Here is a 16,655-nt window from a genome sequence, read left to right as displayed (position 1 = left end):
CAGCCCTCTACGCTCGGCGCATGGACGTGCGGATCGAGAAGACCGGCACCACCACGGTGATCTGGATGGACCGCCCCGACCGGCGCAACGCCGTCGACGGCCCCATGGCCGCCGAGCTGCGGGAAGCCTTCCTGGCGTTCGAGGCCGACGACTCCCAGCGCGTGGCGGTGCTCGCGGGGGCGGGCGGAACGTTCTGCGCCGGTGCGGACCTGACCTCCGTCGCGGACCCGGCGCGCCGCAACGAGCTCGATCCCGACGGCGGCAGCGCGGCGCCGATGGGGCCGAGCAGGTTGCAGTTGAGCAAGCCGGTGATCGCGGCGGTCAGCGGGTACGCGGTGGCGGGTGGGCTGGAGCTGGCGCTGCTCGCCGACCTGCGGGTCGTGGAGAGCGACGCGGTGTTCGGGGTGTTCTGCCGGCGGTGGGGTGTGCCGTTGATCGACGGTGGCACGGCTCGCCTGCCCAGGATCGTGGGGCTGGGGCGCGCGCTCGACCTGATCCTCACCGGACGGCCGGTGGACGCCGCGGAGGCGCTCGCGATGGGGCTGGCCAACCGGGTCGTCGAGCCCGGCCGGGCGGTGGCCGTCGCGCTGGAGCTGGCGGAGCAGATCGCCGCGTTTCCGTTCGAGTGCGTGCTCACGGATCGGGCGTCGACCTACGCGGGGCTCGACCTGCCGCTGGCGGAGGCGCTGCGGGCCGAAGGGGTGGCGGGAGTGCCGATCGTGCAACGGGAAGGTGCCGCCGGGGCCGCCCGGTTCGCGGGCGGCGCCGGCAGGCACGGGACGTTCGACCAGGTCAGAACCCGGACGGTGAGATGAGGGTCGCGGGCGATCTCCCGTTCGGTGAAGGCGCCGATGAGCCACTGCTTGCGCTCGTAGAGCCGCGCCTGGTCGGTGTGGTGCGGTGACGCGGGATCCGCGGACTGGCCGTAGATCAGCAGCGAGTGCATGCGCGGACCGTTCGCGGTGAGCTCGACGGCCATCACGAAGCTCGACCCGTGCGGGATCTCGGCTGCCCGCCGGGGCGGACTCGGCACGGAGATCACGTTGAAGCAGCCTTCCGGGCCGCGGCATCCGTGGATCGGGATGCCCTCGTACTGCTGCACGGCGTCGAGCGGCACGTCCACCGCGACACCGGCGGCCGCGAAAGCAGTGACGGCGTCAGCGAAGGAGCGCTGGACTCCGGGATCGGCCGCGTTGATGCCGCGCGGGGTGTGCACGGGGTCGGCCGGGTCGTAGGGCACCACCCACTGGCTCACGCCGGGCCGCCCGCTCAGCATGATGAACGTGCGCCAGAAGAACGCACCTCGGCTGTTCGGGCCCGTGTCACCGGTTCCCGACCACCCGGCGAGTGCCGCGCAGGCAGCGCGGACGTCGACCGGACGGCCGTCGCTGCCGGTCAGCGTCGGGTTGGCCTGGCACATCCCCAGAACGTCGGCAAGGCCCTGCTCGGCGGTCAGGTTGCGGTTGCCGAACATCGCTGCCTCCACAGTGGACAACGTGAACCGGTTGGCGCCGATCATGTCCAGGCCCAGGCGGGTGCGCGCGGATCGTTCCGTGCCGACGTCACCGACGATGGACGGATAGCCGGTCAGCGGCGCGGCCGGGTTCGCGAGCCACGGGCTGTCGTTCATGTTGCTCACGTGGTCCTGCCGGACCAGGCTCGGCAACCGGTTCGGGCCCAGCGTTCCGGGCACCACCGCGTCGGCGTCGCGGCCCCAGTCGCAGGACGAACGGCTGCCGTCGAGGATCACCAGACCGACGTCCGGACCGGTGCCGCAGCGGGCCCGCAGGTCGTCGGTGACGTGCGGGACGACCTGGACATCGCTGTAATACGCAGTGCCGGTGGCGTCGGAGGCGAGCGTGTTCATCCACGGCAGGGCCTGGTGGCGGACGAGTGCCGCGTGCAGGTCCGGCACGCTGCGAGCGCGGGCCACGGCGAGCCACTGGTCGACCAGGCGCAGGTTGCCGTGGTTGACGTCGCGCAGCACGTACGCGGTCGTGTCGGTCCACTGCAGCACACCGTCGTCCTCGACCAGCGGCCCGTCGGGAGTGCGGTACAGCGTCCGCGTCCCACCGGGCACCGCGACCTGCTCGGCGATCATGCGACGCACCTGGCCGTCCACGACGTAGCCGGTGGGGTCGCCGGGAACGAGGGTCAGCTTCGACACGGTGAACGTCTTCGCCTCGGACGCGGTGTGGGTCCAGCCCAGCCTGTCGTTGTGCCCGATGCCGACGACCGGCACGCCGTACAGTCCCGCGCCGCTCACGTTCAGCTCGCCGGGGATCGTGAGGTGCTGCTGGTAGAAGCGCCAGTCGTCGTCCCAGTAGAAGTGCGGGTTGCCCAGCACCATCCCGGTTCCGGCCGCGGTCGCCGACCTGCCGAGCGCGATCCCGTTGCTGCCAGGGCGTTCCCTGGACTCACGCGCCGCCGCGGCGACCGGAGCGCCTGGCGGTTGTGCGGACACGATCTGGTCCTGAAGACCTTCACCGCCGGTGAGGCCCGCGACCTGGTGGACGCGCCGCCACACGTCGAGCTCGGTGATCGGCCGCACCCACTTCGCGCCACCGCAGGCATCCGGTGTCCGAGCGAGGTAGCGGTTGAACCCGGCCACGTAGCCGCGCACGAGATCACGTGCCTGCCTCGACTGGTGCACCATCTGCCGTTCGACCACTTTGGACTGGTTGAGCTGCTGGTGGTACAGGTCGCTCGCGAGGTTCTCCTGACCGAACCACCGCGTGCGCTCGGCCGACAGCGTCACGACCAGGTCGGCCATGGTGCACGCGTTGTCCTCGGCGAACGCGTAACCGAGCCCCAGCCCCAGGTTCCGGTAGTCCCCCGCCTTGACGTGCGGGATGCCGTACGACGTCCGCCGGATCACCGTGCCGCTGTCGGCGACGGCGGGCGGGCACGCGGTCAGCACCCCCGCGAACACCAGTGACAACGCCACAAATCGACGCATTCGTTGATCCCCCTGATTTCATTCGTTGTGCAGAACGGTCGCGATCGAGAGGCGCGCCGCTCCCCTGGCCGGCAGAAGTGCGCCGAGCACCGCGATCACGACTCCGGTGAGCGCCAGCAGAGCGAGCGCCGGAGCGCGGTAGACCTCCATGAGGATGTCGACGGCGTCGGCCTGGCCCGCGTGCGCCATGGCCGGCACGACGAGCTGGTGCACCGCGATGCCAAGAGGCACACCGATCAACCCGCCGACCACGCCCAGCGCGCCCATGGACGTCACCAGCAGCACGGTGACCTGGCGCGGTGTCATGCCGATCGACTTGAGCATGCCGAGATCGCGGCGGCGTTCGCGGGCGTTCAGCACCACGGTGTTGAACACGCCGAGCGCCGCCACCGCACCGAGCACCAGCGTCAGCACCACCGCCGCGCTGATGATGATCACGGCCGTCGACGACGTGCCGTCACGCGGCGGCAGGACGCGCAGTCCCGGATCACCGGAGCGCACCGCGGCCGTGTAGGTGTCCCGGTCCGTGCCGGGTGCCATCCGCACCTGGTACGAGCTGGCGCGCGCACCGGGTGCCAGCACGTTCAAAGTGGTCCAGTCGGCGAAGATCTGGTCGGCGTTGTTGGTCAGCACGACCCCGACGATCTTCACCTGCGTCCGGTTCCCCCGCGCCTGCACGGTGATCGTGTCGCCGACGGAAAGCCCGCGCTGGTTCAGGAACCTCGACGGCACCACGACCTGGCCGGGCCCGTCCGGCCAGTGCCCGGTCAGCACACGCGGCCCGAGCGCGGCGGTGTCCCCGCGGTAGAAGAGGATCGTGGCCTCCTGGGTGCCACCGGCGACCTCGGTGTCGAGCTGGGACATCGCCAGCACGGCCGACGTTCCCGGCAACGACCGCAGCATCGACTCGTCCTCGGCGTCGCTCAGCTTCGCCGCCGGCGGCTCGGCACCCGGTTCCGCGAAGACGGGAGCGCCCGGCGGTGGTCCGGCGAGCAGCTCGACGCGGTCGGTGTGGTTGGGCCTGACGGCGTTGTTGTAGGCCGTCATCGACATGGTCACGCCCGCTGCGAGCGTCACTGTCATGACGCCGAGCACGACCGAGGCCAGCGTCAGCGCGCTGCGGCCGGGGCGGGCGAAGGGCAGGCCGAGGCCGAGGCTCACCGAACGCGGCAACCTCGTGCCGCTGAGCCGGCGCTGGATCCGCAGCGCCCGCCCGGTGTGCGGGGTGACGCCGGCGCTGATCGCCCGCGCCGCCGGCAGCCGGCGCGCCCGCAGTGCCGGGACGAGCGCGGCGGATGCCACCAGGACGGGCATGCCGACCGCCGCTGCGATGTTCACCCACGGCGCGAAGCTCAGCTGGTCCACGCCGAAACCCTCGACCGCGTCCTGCACGACCGGTTTCGCGAAGATGTTGCCCACGACCGTGCCGACCGCGCAGCCCGCGACCGCCGGGATCGAGACCATCACCAGGTAGACGGCCATGACCTGGTTCGGCGTGAAGCCGATCGCCTTGAGCATCCCGATGTGCCGCAGGCCCGCGACCACCGCGCCGCTCACCACGTTGGCGACGATGAGGATCGCCACGGCCAGGCCGAGCACACCGAAGATCATCAGGAACGGGATGAAGACGCCGAGTTCGGACGTCGCCTTGTCCTTGACGGTGAGGTGCGAGAGCGTGCCGAGCAACGCGGCCGCCGGAAGCCCTGCCGTGACGGCGGCCCGACCGGCGTCGACCTCGGCCGCCGTGTCCGCATTGCCGAAGCGGTACAACATTTGCAGGGCCGTCGGTTGCAGTGCCGTCACCTGCTCGGGAGTGACCCACGCGTCGGCGGATCCCGTGACGGAGCGGGCGAACCCGACGACGGTCAGCACCGGCCGTCCCGGCAACGAGAGGCGGAAGCCCAGCTCCATCCGGCCGTCGGAGCCGGGTGCGCGGTTCAGGACGATCTCACCGGGGCCGGTCGCCCACCGTCCCTGCCAGACCGACACCCGGTCGACCGGGCCGCCGGGATCCGCGCGCCCCACGACGGTGAGCGTGCCGAGGAACACCTCACCCTCCGAAGTGTCCACAGTGGCCTGACGGAACGGGCCCGCCGACGCCTCGGCCTTCCCGGCGGCGCGGGCGAGGTCGGCCTCGGACACCTTCGCCGGGTCGAACGCGGCGGACAGGTGCGCACCCTGCTGCGTGGCGAACGCCCGGTCGAACGGCGCGGCCGCCGCCTCCAGCAGCCCGAGGGCCATCACCAGCGTCGCGCTCGCTGCGCACACCACGACACCGATCACGATCGTCTGCAGCTTCCGCCGCCGCACCGCGGCCCACGCCGCGTGCCACACCGCGTTCACGCGCGCTCCAGACTGTGCTCACGCGCGATCCGGCCGTCCGCGACCTCGATCAACCGCGTCGCGCACCGGGTGGCGAGCCGTTCGTCGTGCGTGACCAGCAGCAACGTCTGGCCGATCTGGTTGAGGTCGAGCAGCAGGTCCATCACCTGCTCGCCGGACCTGCTGTCCAGCGCGCCGGTCGGTTCGTCGGCGAGCAGCAGCGCCGGGCGGTTCATCAACGCCCTGGCCACGGCGACGCGCTGCCGTTCGCCGCCGCTGAGCTGGGCGGGGTAGACGTTCTTGCGGTTGGGGATGCCGAGCTCTCCGAACAGCTCCAGCGCGCGGGCGCGAGCCTGACTCGCGGGAGTTCCGGTCAGCTGCGCGGCGAGGGCGACGTTGTCCAGCGCCGACAGGTCGTCGAGCAGATTGAAGAACTGGAAGATCATGCCGATGCCCCGCCGGCGGAACAACGCGAGGCCGGTCTCGTCGAGCTTCCCCAGGTCGTTGCCGTGCACCACGACCGAGCCGGACGTCGGCCGGTCGAGGCCCGCGATCATGTTGAGCAGGGTCGACTTCCCGCTGCCCGACGGCCCCATCACCGCGACCGCCTCCCCCGCGCGGATCGTCAGCGACAACCCGTCGAGTGCGATCGAGTCGCTGTACTCCTTGCGCACGTTCGTCATCTCGACGACGGCGTCTGCGTTCTGCATGGCGGCAATCCTGCTCAACGAACGCGGCAGGGGGCGTCAGTCCGGGGAGGTAACCTGCCGGAGGGGGTCATCCCAGGGATGTACGGGCTGCATCCGGGGTGTGATGCGCGCGCCGCCGCACCTCTGGGACAGTGACGGGGTGTGGGAGTTGGTGGTGGCCGTCGTCGCCTGCCTGGCCGCCGCGTTCTTCGCGGTGCGGCTGGCAGCGGCGCGACGCGCGTACACCCGTGCGGTGGAGGAGCGGGGCTGGCTGCTGGAGCGCGAACGGGAAACCGCCGTCCGCACCGCCGTCGACGCCGAACGCGCCAGGATCGCGCGGGAGCTGCACGACATCGTCAGCCACAACGTGAGCGTCATGGTCGTGCAGGCCGGTGCCGCGCGCCGGGTGCTCGACACGCGGGCCGGTGAGGCGACCGACGCGTTGCTGGCCGTGGAAAGCGCGGGCCGCGACACGATGACGGAACTGCGGCACATGCTGGGTCTGCTCGCGCCCTCCGCGGACGGCGACGATCTGCTGTCCCCGCAACCGGGTCTGAGCCGGCTCAGCTCGCTGGTCGACCGCATGTCCTTCGCCGGGCTGCCGGTGGAGGTGCGCATCTCCGGCGAGCCGCGGCCGCTGCCGTCCGGTGTCGACCTGGCGGCGTACCGGATCGTCCAGGAGGCGCTGACGAACGCGCTGAAGCACGGCGACGGGAGGAAGGCTGAGGTGACGGTGCGGTACGCGGACCACCACCTGCGGGTCGAGGTGCTCAACACCGGCCCCAGCACGCTGTCCGGCGACCGCGTGTCCACAGAGGACGGACCAGGCCGCGGCCTGCTGGGTCTGCGCGAGCGAGTGGCCGTGCTCGGCGGCGACCTCGACGCGCGCAGGCGGCTCGGCGGAGGGTTCCGCGTCCGCGCCAAGATCCCGATCGAGCGACCGTGACCGCGCCCCGCGTCGTGATCGCCGACGACCAGGCGTTCGTGCGCATCGGTTTCCGCATGATCCTCTCGTCCGGCGGCATCGAGGTCGTCGGCGAGGCGGCCGACGGCGCCGAGGCGGTGTCGGCGGTGCGCGATCTCCGGCCGGACGTGGTGCTCATGGACATCCGCATGCCCGGCATGGACGGCCTGGAGGCCACCCGCCGCATCGTGCGCGAGCCGGGCGACTCCCGCGTGCTGATGCTGACGACGTTCGACCTCGACCGCTACGTCTACGAGGCGCTCGCCGCGGGCGCCAGCGGCTTCCTGCTCAAGGACGTCACGCCGGAGCACCTCGTCGCCGCAGTGCGCCTGATCGAGACCGGTGACGCCCTGCTCGCACCGTCGATCACCCGCCGTCTCGTCGAACGGTTCGCCTCGGGCGCGCCGGCGGCGCCCGTGGTGCACCGCGACCTCGCCGCGCTGACGCCGCGCGAACGGGAGGTGCTGACGCTGGTCGGGCACGGCCGGTCGAACTCGGAGATCGCCGACGACCTCACGCTCAGCGAGGCGACGGTGAAGACGCACGTGGCCCGCATCTTCGCGAAGCTGGAGCTGCGGGACCGGGCCCAGGCCGTGGTGCTGGCCTACGAGACGGGCCTGGTCACGCCCGGCGCGTGAGTCAGGCGGCCTCGAGCACGAAGAACAGGAAGCTCGGCGCCGTCGACAGCAGGAAGAAGTCGTCCGGGAACATCTCCCGCGCTTCCGGCGCGGGCTGAGGCTCGCTCAGCACCGAGATCCGGAACCCGGCCGCCGTGAACGCGTCGGTCATCGCGTGCAGCGGCCGGTTCCAGAACGTCACGTTGATCGTGTGGTCCCCCACCTGCCACTCCGCGGGCGAGGCGTACGTCTCGAAGTAGTCGGGCCGGTGCCCCGACAGGCGCGCGATCGAGTACTCGGCGGTCGGGTGGTTCACCGAGACGATGAGCCGGCCACCGGGCTTCAGCACGCGCCGGAACTCGGTGAGCGTCGGTCCCCAGTCCTTCAGGTAGTGCAGCACCAGCGACGCGATGACGTCGTCGAAGGTGTCGTCGGCGAACTGCAGCGGGTCGGCCAGGTCGGCGACCCGCAGGTCCGCGCCGGCGCCGAGTCGCCGGCGCGCCAGCTCCAGCATTCCCGGACTCACGTCGATGCCGCTGACGACGGCACCGCGCTCCCGCAACGCCGCGAAGAGCGGGCCGGCTCCGCAGCCCGCGTCGAGAACGCGGCGGCCCGCGACCTCACCGGCCAGGGCGAGGGTCGCGGGCCGTTCGTAGTAGGCGTTCTGCAGGTTCGACTCGTTCTCGGCGTTGTACGCCTCGGCCGCGCGGTCGTATTCGGATTGGACCTGGGTCATGCAATCAATCTGTACACGAATCAGGTGTTGACTGCTCCGCCCACGATCGGCAGCACGACGTTGCTGACGCCGAGCGACACGTTCAGCGAGATGCCGTTCGCGCCGGTGTCCGTGGCGACGTACTGGCCGTGGTTGGTGACGATCACGACGCCGATGCGGTGGCCGGCCGGGATCAGGGCGTCCCGCGCGTGCATCCGCCAGCTGACGTCCGCGGTCGTGGTGGTGGGCAACGGGGTTGAGGCCTCCAGCGAGGAGCGGTTCTTCGCGTCGATCGCGCCGCGGGTCAGCAGGGTCGCGGTGACCGCCTGCACGGAGACGTCCGGCGGGCGGGCGCAGCCGGTGCGGTCGCGCAGGTCGCTGCGGGTGCAGGTCTCGGTGGAGAGCTGGATCGGGCTGCGGTCGGTGAGCACCGCCTGCGTGCTCGGGCCGTAGTCGACGAGCAACGCGGTGAGCGGGGTCGACGGCCGGTTGGAGGCGACGCGGGCGGTGAGACGGACCTCGCCGGACAGCCGGGCGTCCTGCTTGAGCGGCGCCGTCACGTAGACGAGCCGGCGAGAGTCGCTCACCTCGGGGTTCGCCATCATGGCCGACTCGCTGAGGTTCGCGTTGTCTCCCAGGCGTTGCGTGCCACCGGTGCCCGGCGTCGCGGTCAACGAACCCGCGACGCCACCGGACGCGGGACCGAAGTACAGCGTGGTGTCCTGCGTGCCGGGCTGCGGCCAGGCGGCGTGCTGTTCCCAGCTGCCGTCGGGCTTCTGCACGTCCGCCATCGGCTCGCGCATGATGCCGTTGTCGACGCCCTTGAGCCAGTGGTCCATCCACAGGCCCATGACGCGTTGCCACTCGGCCTGGCGGAACGAGATCGGGTCGAGGTGACCGCCGCGGTGCAGCCAGATCTTGCGCGCCACTCCCCTGTCAGCCAGCTCCTTCCACCAGCGGCCGAACTGCGAGGGCTTGACGTTCCAGTCGCCCTGGCCGTGCACGACGAATACCGACGCGGACACGTTCTGCGCCGTCTGACGGTAGTCGCGGGTCTTCCAGAACGAGGTGTAGTCGAACGTCTCGTCGCCGTCCTCGCGTGCCAGCCGGTCGCGCACCGCCTGGCACTTGGTCTTCTGCGCCGCGCTCACGACGTAGTTCGCCAGGTAGGTCGGGTAGTTGTTCGCATGGGTCCCGCGGTAGGCGATGCCCTGGTCGCGGGAGTACTCGTACCAGCTGGAGATCGCCGCGATCGGCACGATCGTCTTGACGCCGGGGATGCCCGCCGCTGCGGCGGCGTTGGGCAGGGTTCCGTTGTAGGACACGCCGAGCATGCCGACGTTGCCGGTGCTCCAGCTCGCGACCGCGGGCCTGCCGTCGGCGTAGAACGCCTCGGCACGGCCGTTGAGCCAGTCGACGACTGCGCGCACGCTCGCGGTGTCCTCGGGACCGCCGGTGGTCGGGCAGCCGGTCGAACGGGAGGTGCCTTGCATCTCCATCTCGACGACGGCGTACCCGCGCGGCACGAAGTACTCGTCGTACCAGCGCTTGAACCCGCGCGGCACCGTCGAGGACGCCAGCTCCGCGCCCAGCCCGTAGTAGGGGCTGGCCTCCATGACGATCGGCACCCGCTCGGCGGTGTCCGGCCGCATGACGTCGGCGGCGATCCGGTCGAGCACGCCGTCCGCGTCACTGTCCGTTGTGGACTCCACGTAGACCGTCTCGGTGATCGCGGCAGGGACGGCGTTCGAGACGGGCGTGATGATCGTCGTGGCCGCCAGCACCGCGGCCACGACGAGGTTGACCCTTCGCATGAGTTCCTCCGTCGGAGGGCCCGATCAAGCAGCAGGGATACAACGGATCGGGCCCTGCGAAGGAATCTCACCGGATCTGGTGGCGAAACCAGTACGGCCGAAAGGTCTGGACAATTACCAGTTGTCAGGCGGCGACGAGCTCCCGCTCGCGGTCCGGCGTCTTGACCTTCTTGTTCGGCAGCGACAGGCGGAAGACCTTGCGCCACGCGGAGAAGACCTGCTTGGGCAGCGGCCCGGTCACGTACTCGAGCTCGTACTTCTCGAACAGCGCCCGCACCTTGACGGCGACCTCGGCGTAGCGGTTGCTCGGCAGGTCCGGGAAGAGGTGGTGCTCGATCTGGTGCGACAGGTTGCCGGTCATGAAGTGCATGGCCTTGCTGCCGCTGATGTTCGCCGAGCCCATCATCTGGCGCAGGTACCACTGGCCGCGCGTCTCGCCCTTGATGGACCGGCGCTCGAAGACCTGCACGCCCTCGGGGAAGTGCCCGCACATGATCACCGAGTGCGACCAGAGGTTGCGGACGATGTTCGCGGTGAACGTCGCCGCGAGCGTGGTGAGGAACGACGGGCCCGACAGCAGCGGGTGGATCACGTAGTCCTTGAGCACCTGCTTGCGGATCTTGCGGCCCACGGCCTTGGCCCGCGCGATGAACTCGGGGTTCTTGCGGCGGCGCTTGTGCAGGTTCTTGCCGAGCTCCAGGTCGTACGCGGCGATGCCGTACTCGAAGAAGCAGGCGTTGATGAAGTTCCACAGCGGCTGGCCGAGGTGGATCGGGTGCCACTTCTGGTCCTCGTCGACGCGCATGATGCCGTAGCCGAGGTCGTTGTCCTTGCCGATCACGTTGGTGTACTTGTGGTGCAGCTCGTTGTGCGAGTGCTTCCACTGCTCGGCGGGCGAGACGTGGTCCCAGTCCCACGTGGTGGAGTGGATCTTCGGGTCGCGCATCCAGTCCCACTGGCCGTGCAGGATGTTGTGGCCGATCTCCATGTTGTCCATGATCTTCGCCACGGACAGGCCGGCGGTGCCGACGATCCAGGCCGGCGGGAAGATCGAGAACAGCAGGATGCCGCGGCTGACCAGCTCGAGCTTGCGCTGCGCCGCGATCACCTTGCGGATGTAGGCGGCGTCCTTCTCACCTCGGCTGGCGATCACCTCGTCGCGGATCGCATCCAGCTCGCGGCCGAGCTCCTCGATCTGCTCGGCGGTGAGGTGGGCGGTGGGGTCGATGGCGGTCATGTAGCTCGCTTTCGGGGGACAAGTGGCTGGGGGTCGGGCCACTTCGCGGGAGGAAGAAGGTCTGTGGTGGTGGCTAGCGTTCGAGTTCGCACGGGCCGGCGGCGGCGGAGACGCAGGTCTGCACCAGCACGCCCGGCTCGGCCTCGGTGATCTCGCCGGTGCGCAGGTCGCGGACGGCACCCGCCTTGAGCGGCGTGCTGCAGCCGAAGCAGATGCCCATGCGGCACCCGGACGGCATGAGCACACCAGCGGCTTCGCCGACGTCCAGCAACGGCGTGGCGCCGTCCGCTTCGACGGTCTTGCCGGTGGTGCCGAACGTGACCTCGCCACCGTCTCCGGCGACGACGATGCTGGGGCGGAAGCGTTCGGTGTGCAGGCGGTCGGCGATGCCGTTGGCCGCCCAGTGCGCCTCGGCGGCGTCGAGCATGCCGGTCGGACCGCAGGCCCAGGTCTCGCGCTCGGCCCAGTCGGGCACCAGCTCGTGGAGCCGCGCGACGTCGAGCATGCCGTCGGTGTCGGTGTGCAGCTCGACCAGACGGAGGCTCTTGTCGGCGACCAGGTCGTGCAGGTCGTTGCGGAAGATGACGTCCTGTTTGCGCGGCGCGGAGTGGACCATCACGACGTCCTCGAGCTGAGCGTCGCGCAGCATGCCCATCGCGGGGGTGATGCCGCTGCCCGCCGTCAGGTAGAGCACCTTCGCGGGCTTGGCCGCGGGCAGCACGAACTCGCCGGTCGCCTGGTCGAGCTGGATCACGGTGCCCGGCTTCGCGTGCCGGACCAGGTGGTTGCTGACCTTGCCGTCCGGGATGGCCTTCACGGTGATCGTGATGCGGCCGTCCTGGCGGTTCGTCGGCGATGTCACCGAGTAGGCACGCCACAGGCGCACGCCGTCGACGTCGACGCCGATCCGGACGTACTGACCGGCCACGTGGCCTCGCCAGCCCTTGCCGGGCCGGATCACGATGGTGGCGGCATCCGGGGTCTCCTGATGCACGGCCTCGATGCGTCCTCGCAGGTCCGCGCCCGCACGAAGCGGGCTGAACAGGTCGAGGTAGTCCGACGGCAGCAGCGGCGTCGTGACCATCTCCAGCAGTTTCCACGCCCTGCTGCGAAGGGCGGTACTCGTCATGACTCCAGCTTGATGCGCCTCAGGGCGTAAAGTCCTGTCCGCAGGACGTGAATTTGGCCAGCCGAATTGTTCGCAGGGAACAAAACGTGAGTCACGCAATGCAGAGGGCCACCGAATTGGCCCTCGATGAGACGACGGTCACCGCGTTGAGGGCGGTGCTGAAGCAGACCGCCGACGAGGTGGTGCAGGCCATCATCGACGAGGTCCCGAGCTATGCCAACGCCCTTTCCGGGCGCATGGGTGGCACGATCCGCCGTGCCGTTCGCACGGCGCTCGGACACTACTTGGATCTCGCCGGAGGCACAGCCACGGGCGGCGACGCCAGTGACGCGGCGTACGAGCTGGGTCGCGGCGAGGTGCGGGACGGCCGGTCGATGGACGCGCTGCTCAGCGCCTACCGCGTCGGCGCGCGCGTGGCGTGGCGTGGGCTGGCCGCGGGTGCCGTTCCGGCGGGGCTGCCCGCGGCGGAGGTGGCGAAGTTCGCCGAGCTGACTTTCGCCTACATCGACGAGCTGTCCGCCGCGAGCGCCGCGGGCCACGCCGACGAGCTGGCCGCACGAGGCCTGGCCCACGAGCGCCACCTGGAGCAGCTGGCCCGTGACCTGCTCGCGGGCGCGGGCGCCGACGTGCTGCTCGCCGCCGCGCATCGAGCCGGGTGGCAGGCGCCGACCACGCTGACCGTGGTCCTGTTGCCCGCGTTCCAGGCGCGGCCCGCGTACCGGGCGCTCGACCCCTCCACGCTGGTGCTGGACGACCTGCCGGACGCGACCGGAGTGCTGCTGGTGCCGGACGCCGATCGCGCCCACCTCCTCAGGCAGCTCACCAACCGCAACGCCGTGGTCGGCCCGGCGCGCCCATGGATGCGTGCGTCTGCCTCGTACGCACGGGCCGTACGCGCGCGTTCGCTCTCTGCCGACATCCGCGACACCGAAGAGCACCTGGCCGAACTGGTGCTCACCGCCGACCCCGACGCCTACGCAGACCTGCGTGCGCGCGCGCTCGCACCGTTGCGCGCCCTGCCAGCCAGCTCCGCGCGACGGCTGGAGGAAACGCTTCGGGCGTGGCTGCTGCACCACGGCAGGCGTGAGGAGGTGGCGGCGGCGTTGTTCGTGCACCCGCAGACCGTCCGCTACCGGATGGGCCAGCTGCGGGACCTGTTCCCTGACCTCACCTCGGCGCACCGAGTGCTCGAACTCACCTTGGCGGTCGGGCTGCGCACGTGAGTACATCAAGACCATGACTCCGAAGATCACCGTCTGCCGCGGGTGTTGCTGCGGCACCGAGCGCAAGCACCCGGAGGTCGACCACGACGACCAGCTCCGGGTGCTGCGCGAGCGGCTCGCGACGGTGCGCGTGGCCGACTGCCTGGACGCGTGCGAGGTGTCGAACGTGGTCGTCGTGCAGCCCAGCCCCGCCGCGCGGGCCGCTGGTGCCAAGCCCGTGTGGGTGGGGTCCGTGCTGGACGACGACGCGGTGCACGGCGTGATCGACTGGATCGACGCGGGAGGTCCCGGGGTCGCCGCACCACCGCCTGCGGTCACCGCGCGGATCGTGGCGACGCCCGCGAAGGGGCAGACCGCGATCTGACCCGCGCGGATCAGGTGACCAGGCCGCGCCGGTAGGCGTAGACGACAGCCTGCACGCGGTCGCGCAGGTCGAGCTTCGTCAGGATCCGGGACACGTACGTCTTCACCGTCTCCTGGCTGATCACCAGCGCCGCGGCGATCTCGCTGTTGGACAGGCCTTCCGCGATGAGCCGCAGCACCTCCAGCTCGCGCGGTGCCAGCTGGGTCTCCGCGGCGTGCTCGGCCGGCCGGATGCGTGCCGCGTACCGGCCGACGAGCTGGCGCGTCACCTCGGGAGCGAGCAACGCGGCACCGCCCGCGACGGTCCGGATGCCGTGCAGCAGCTGCGCGGGCGGGGCGTCCTTGAGCAGGAACCCGCTCGCGCCCGCGCGCAACGCCTCGTAGACGTACTCGTCGAGGTTGAAGGTCGTCACCACGAGCACCTTCACGGGATCGGGAACCCCGGCGCCCGCGAGGAACCTGGTCGCCTCGATGCCGTCGAGCACCGGCATCCGCACGTCCATGACGACCACGTCCGGCTTCAACCGCCCGGCCAGCTCGATCGCCGCGCGCCCGTCCCCGCACTCCCCCACCACCTCGAGGTCGGGCTGCGCGTCGATGATCGTGGCGAAGCCGGTGCGGATGAGGGCCTGGTCGTCGCAGACCAGCACGCGGACCGGTGCGGTCACGACGGGTTCCCCGCGGGGATGCGCGCCCGGACCACGAAACCGCCTTCCCGTTGTCCCGCCGAGAACTCGCCGCCCAGCACGTCGACCCGCTCGCGCAGTCCCGCCAGACCGCGCCCGCTGCCGCCGGACGCCGCGGACGACCTGACGCCCTCCGTGCCGACCTCCACCGTGATCTCTCTTTCGCCGTACCGCACATGCACCTTCGTCTGATTGCCGTGCGCGTACTTGAGCGCGTTCGTCAACGCCTCCTGCACGACCCGGTACGCCACGGCCTCGGCGCTGCCCGCGTCACGCGAGGTCTCGCCCTCCTCCGCGAACTCCACCGGCTGACCGGCCTGCCGGGTCTGCTCGACCAGGCCGCGAAGGTCGCCGACGAACTCGGGGCTGTGGTCGGGGTTCAGCAGGTCCAGCAGGTGCCGCAGGTCGGTGAGGGACCGCCGGCCGGTGTCCGTGATCGCCTGGAGCGTCTGGTCGAGCCGGTCGGGCGCCGCGGTCAGGTACCGCGCCGCCTCCGCCTGCACCACCATCGCCGTCACGTGGTGGGTGACCACGTCGTGCAGCTCGCGGGCGATCGACGTCCGTTCGGCGACGCGGGTGGCCTCCGCGACGTGGCGGCGGCGTTCGGCCTCCGCGCTGCGCGACAACCAGAGCCACGCACCGATACCCCACGCGGCGGCCAGCGCCAGGTAGAACGTGACGAACCCCGCGACACCCTCGGTCGACCCGTCGCGGTCCAGCCCGATCGCCAGCGCCACGTACGCGACCGTCGCCACGATCACGGTGGCGCGGCGGTGGAACTCCAGGTGCAGTCCGGCGCTCACCAACGCGATGGGCAACGCGGTGCCGGCAACCGTGTGATAGCCGCGCAACTGGTCGACGGCAAAGGCAAGCGACACAACCACAAGACAGACCGCGGGCCACCGGCGGCGCACGATCAGCGGCAGGCATTCGAGCGCGATCACCACACCGGCGAGCGCGTCCATCGGCCGAGCCGGCAGGTCACCGAGCTGCGTGCCCTTGCTGTGCAACGCCGGGACGAACGAGGCGAGGACGAGCAGCAGCGCGATCGGAGCGTCCTGGACCGTGACGTCCAACCGGCGCCAGAGGTCCCGGATCGCGCGGTTCACGCGGCGAGCGTAGCGGCCGGCGCGGAACGTCCCCGGCGCGGCACGATCGTGCCCCGGCGCTTCGCGAGCCACAGGAAGACCACCGTCACCACCACACCGGCCAGCAGCGAGTACAGGCTCGCCTCCGGCCCGAACTCCCCGCCGCTGACGAGCGCGGGCCCCGACGTCATGCCGTCCAGCAACCCCTGCGGCGCGTCCTGCCCCGACACGCTGGTGCTGAAGATGCCGCCCTGCGCGAAGTTCCAGCCGAAGTGCACCCCGATCGGCACCCACAGGTTGCGCGTGGCGGCGTACACGGCGGCGAGCATGAAACCGGCCTCGACGGCGATGGCGAGCGCGCTCCACAGCGTCGCGTTCGGGTTGAACACGTGCGCGAGCCCGAACAGCAAACCCGTGAGCGTCAAGGAGATCCACGTGCCGAGGCGTTCCTCGACGATCCGGAACAGCACACCGCGGAACAGCACCTCCTCCGTCACCGCGGCGGCGGCCATGAAGCCGAAGATCGCGATCGCGCCTCCTGCCGAACCCCAGCCGCGCACCTCGTAACCGCCGAGGAAGGCGATGTTCACGACGACCGCCACGAACATCCCGAGTCCGATGAGAACCCCGCGCCCGAGGGCGGCCGGGGCGTTCTTCAGCGCCACCTCCACGGGCTCGCGGCGCTCGGTCCGACGCACGACCCAGGCGTACGCGGCCAGTGTCAGCGCCGCCGTGGCGAGGCCGAGGACGAACGTGAGCGGGGTGCTCCAGCCGGCCGCCTGAACGGCCGCGCTACCGGCCACGGAGACCACCACGACGAGGACCAGCTGCTTCAGGATTCGCATGGCG

The 16,655-nt window shown here is 70.9% G+C and carries 14 protein-coding genes and 1 pseudogene; 5 read left to right on the top strand and 10 right to left on the bottom strand.

The window, feature by feature from the left end; all coding sequences use genetic code 11:
- Positions 1–20: 20 nt before the first annotated feature.
- The gene (locus ACFOWZ_RS38335; RefSeq protein ID WP_382378859.1) at positions 21–815 is read left to right on the top strand and encodes a crotonase/enoyl-CoA hydratase family protein; all 795 of its coding nucleotides are present in this window, start codon (positions 21–23) and stop codon (positions 813–815) included.
- A 20-nt stretch (positions 816–835) separates the two neighbouring features.
- Here the strand turns inward: ACFOWZ_RS38335 and ACFOWZ_RS38330 are convergent.
- The 3 genes and pseudogenes from ACFOWZ_RS38330 to ACFOWZ_RS38320 form a co-directional block, all read right to left on the bottom strand.
- A pseudogene (locus ACFOWZ_RS38330) lies at positions 836–2,959 on the bottom strand (penicillin acylase family protein); the annotation flags it as partial.
- A gap of 18 nt (positions 2,960–2,977) precedes the next feature.
- On the bottom strand, positions 2,978–5,302 hold the full coding sequence (locus tag ACFOWZ_RS38325) for an ABC transporter permease (protein WP_382378858.1): 2,325 nt from the start codon (positions 5,300–5,302) through the stop codon (positions 2,978–2,980).
- A complete protein-coding gene (locus ACFOWZ_RS38320) occupies positions 5,299–5,991 on the bottom strand; it encodes an ABC transporter ATP-binding protein (protein WP_382378857.1) in 693 nt (230 codons plus the stop codon). The genes ACFOWZ_RS38325 and ACFOWZ_RS38320 overlap by 4 nt, the downstream gene beginning before the upstream one ends.
- A 103-nt stretch (positions 5,992–6,094) precedes the next feature.
- Between ACFOWZ_RS38320 and ACFOWZ_RS38315 the strand changes: the two genes are divergently transcribed.
- Both ACFOWZ_RS38315 and ACFOWZ_RS38310 read left to right on the top strand, forming a co-directional pair.
- Positions 6,095–6,916: a sensor histidine kinase gene (locus ACFOWZ_RS38315; RefSeq protein ID WP_382378856.1), complete on the top strand. Its 822-nt coding sequence runs from the start codon at positions 6,095–6,097 to the stop codon at positions 6,914–6,916.
- The gene (locus ACFOWZ_RS38310; protein ID WP_382378855.1) at positions 6,913–7,572 is read left to right on the top strand and encodes a response regulator; all 660 of its coding nucleotides are present in this window, start codon (positions 6,913–6,915) and stop codon (positions 7,570–7,572) included. The genes ACFOWZ_RS38315 and ACFOWZ_RS38310 overlap by 4 nt, the downstream gene beginning before the upstream one ends.
- 1 nt (position 7,573) lies before the next feature.
- Here the strand turns inward: ACFOWZ_RS38310 and ACFOWZ_RS38305 are convergent, their stop codons facing one another.
- The 4 genes from ACFOWZ_RS38305 to ACFOWZ_RS38290 form a co-directional block, all read right to left on the bottom strand.
- A complete protein-coding gene (locus ACFOWZ_RS38305) occupies positions 7,574–8,287 on the bottom strand; it encodes a class I SAM-dependent methyltransferase (protein WP_382378854.1) in 714 nt (237 codons plus the stop codon).
- A gap of 20 nt (positions 8,288–8,307) precedes the next feature.
- Entirely contained in the window at positions 8,308–10,080 is a 1,773-nt protein-coding gene (locus ACFOWZ_RS38300) for a CocE/NonD family hydrolase (protein WP_382378853.1), read from the bottom strand.
- A gap of 124 nt (positions 10,081–10,204) precedes the next feature.
- Positions 10,205–11,317 carry a fatty acid desaturase family protein gene (locus ACFOWZ_RS38295; protein ID WP_382378852.1) on the bottom strand — a complete coding sequence of 371 codons (1,113 nt, stop codon included), beginning with the start codon at positions 11,315–11,317 and terminating at the stop codon, positions 10,205–10,207.
- A 73-nt stretch (positions 11,318–11,390) separates the two neighbouring features.
- Positions 11,391–12,446: a ferredoxin reductase gene (locus ACFOWZ_RS38290; RefSeq protein WP_382378851.1), complete on the bottom strand. Its 1,056-nt coding sequence runs from the start codon at positions 12,444–12,446 to the stop codon at positions 11,391–11,393.
- Positions 12,447–12,532: 86 nt separating this feature from the next.
- Here ACFOWZ_RS38290 and ACFOWZ_RS38285 point away from each other — a divergent pair, with 86 nt between their 5' ends.
- Both ACFOWZ_RS38285 and ACFOWZ_RS38280 read left to right on the top strand, forming a co-directional pair.
- The gene (locus tag ACFOWZ_RS38285) at positions 12,533–13,669 is read left to right on the top strand and encodes a PucR family transcriptional regulator (protein ID WP_382378850.1); all 1,137 of its coding nucleotides are present in this window, start codon (positions 12,533–12,535) and stop codon (positions 13,667–13,669) included.
- Positions 13,670–13,682: 13 nt separating this feature from the next.
- A complete protein-coding gene (locus tag ACFOWZ_RS38280; protein ID WP_382378849.1) occupies positions 13,683–14,033 on the top strand; it encodes a hypothetical protein in 351 nt (116 codons plus the stop codon).
- A gap of 10 nt (positions 14,034–14,043) precedes the next feature.
- Here ACFOWZ_RS38280 and ACFOWZ_RS38275 read toward each other — a convergent pair whose 3' ends face one another.
- The 3 genes from ACFOWZ_RS38275 to ACFOWZ_RS38265 are packed head-to-tail and all read right to left on the bottom strand — an operon-like array spanning position 14,044 to position 16,651.
- Positions 14,044–14,700: a response regulator gene (locus ACFOWZ_RS38275; RefSeq protein WP_030467217.1), complete on the bottom strand. Its 657-nt coding sequence runs from the start codon at positions 14,698–14,700 to the stop codon at positions 14,044–14,046.
- Positions 14,697–15,827 carry a sensor histidine kinase gene (locus ACFOWZ_RS38270; RefSeq protein ID WP_382378848.1) on the bottom strand — a complete coding sequence of 377 codons (1,131 nt, stop codon included), beginning with the start codon at positions 15,825–15,827 and terminating at the stop codon, positions 14,697–14,699. The genes ACFOWZ_RS38275 and ACFOWZ_RS38270 overlap by 4 nt, the downstream gene beginning before the upstream one ends.
- Complete coding sequence (locus tag ACFOWZ_RS38265; protein WP_382378847.1) at positions 15,824–16,651, bottom strand: CPBP family intramembrane glutamic endopeptidase; 828 nt, start codon at positions 16,649–16,651, stop codon at positions 15,824–15,826. Before ACFOWZ_RS38265 ends, ACFOWZ_RS38270 begins: the two co-directional genes overlap by 4 nt.
- Between the last annotated feature and the right edge of the window lie 4 nt (positions 16,652–16,655).

Origin of the sequence: Lentzea rhizosphaerae (genome assembly GCF_042649515.1) — a bacterium.
In the GTDB taxonomy this organism is placed as follows: Bacteria; Actinomycetota; Actinomycetes; order Mycobacteriales; family Pseudonocardiaceae; genus Lentzea; species Lentzea aerocolonigenes.
This window is presented reverse-complemented; position numbering and strand designations above follow the sequence as displayed.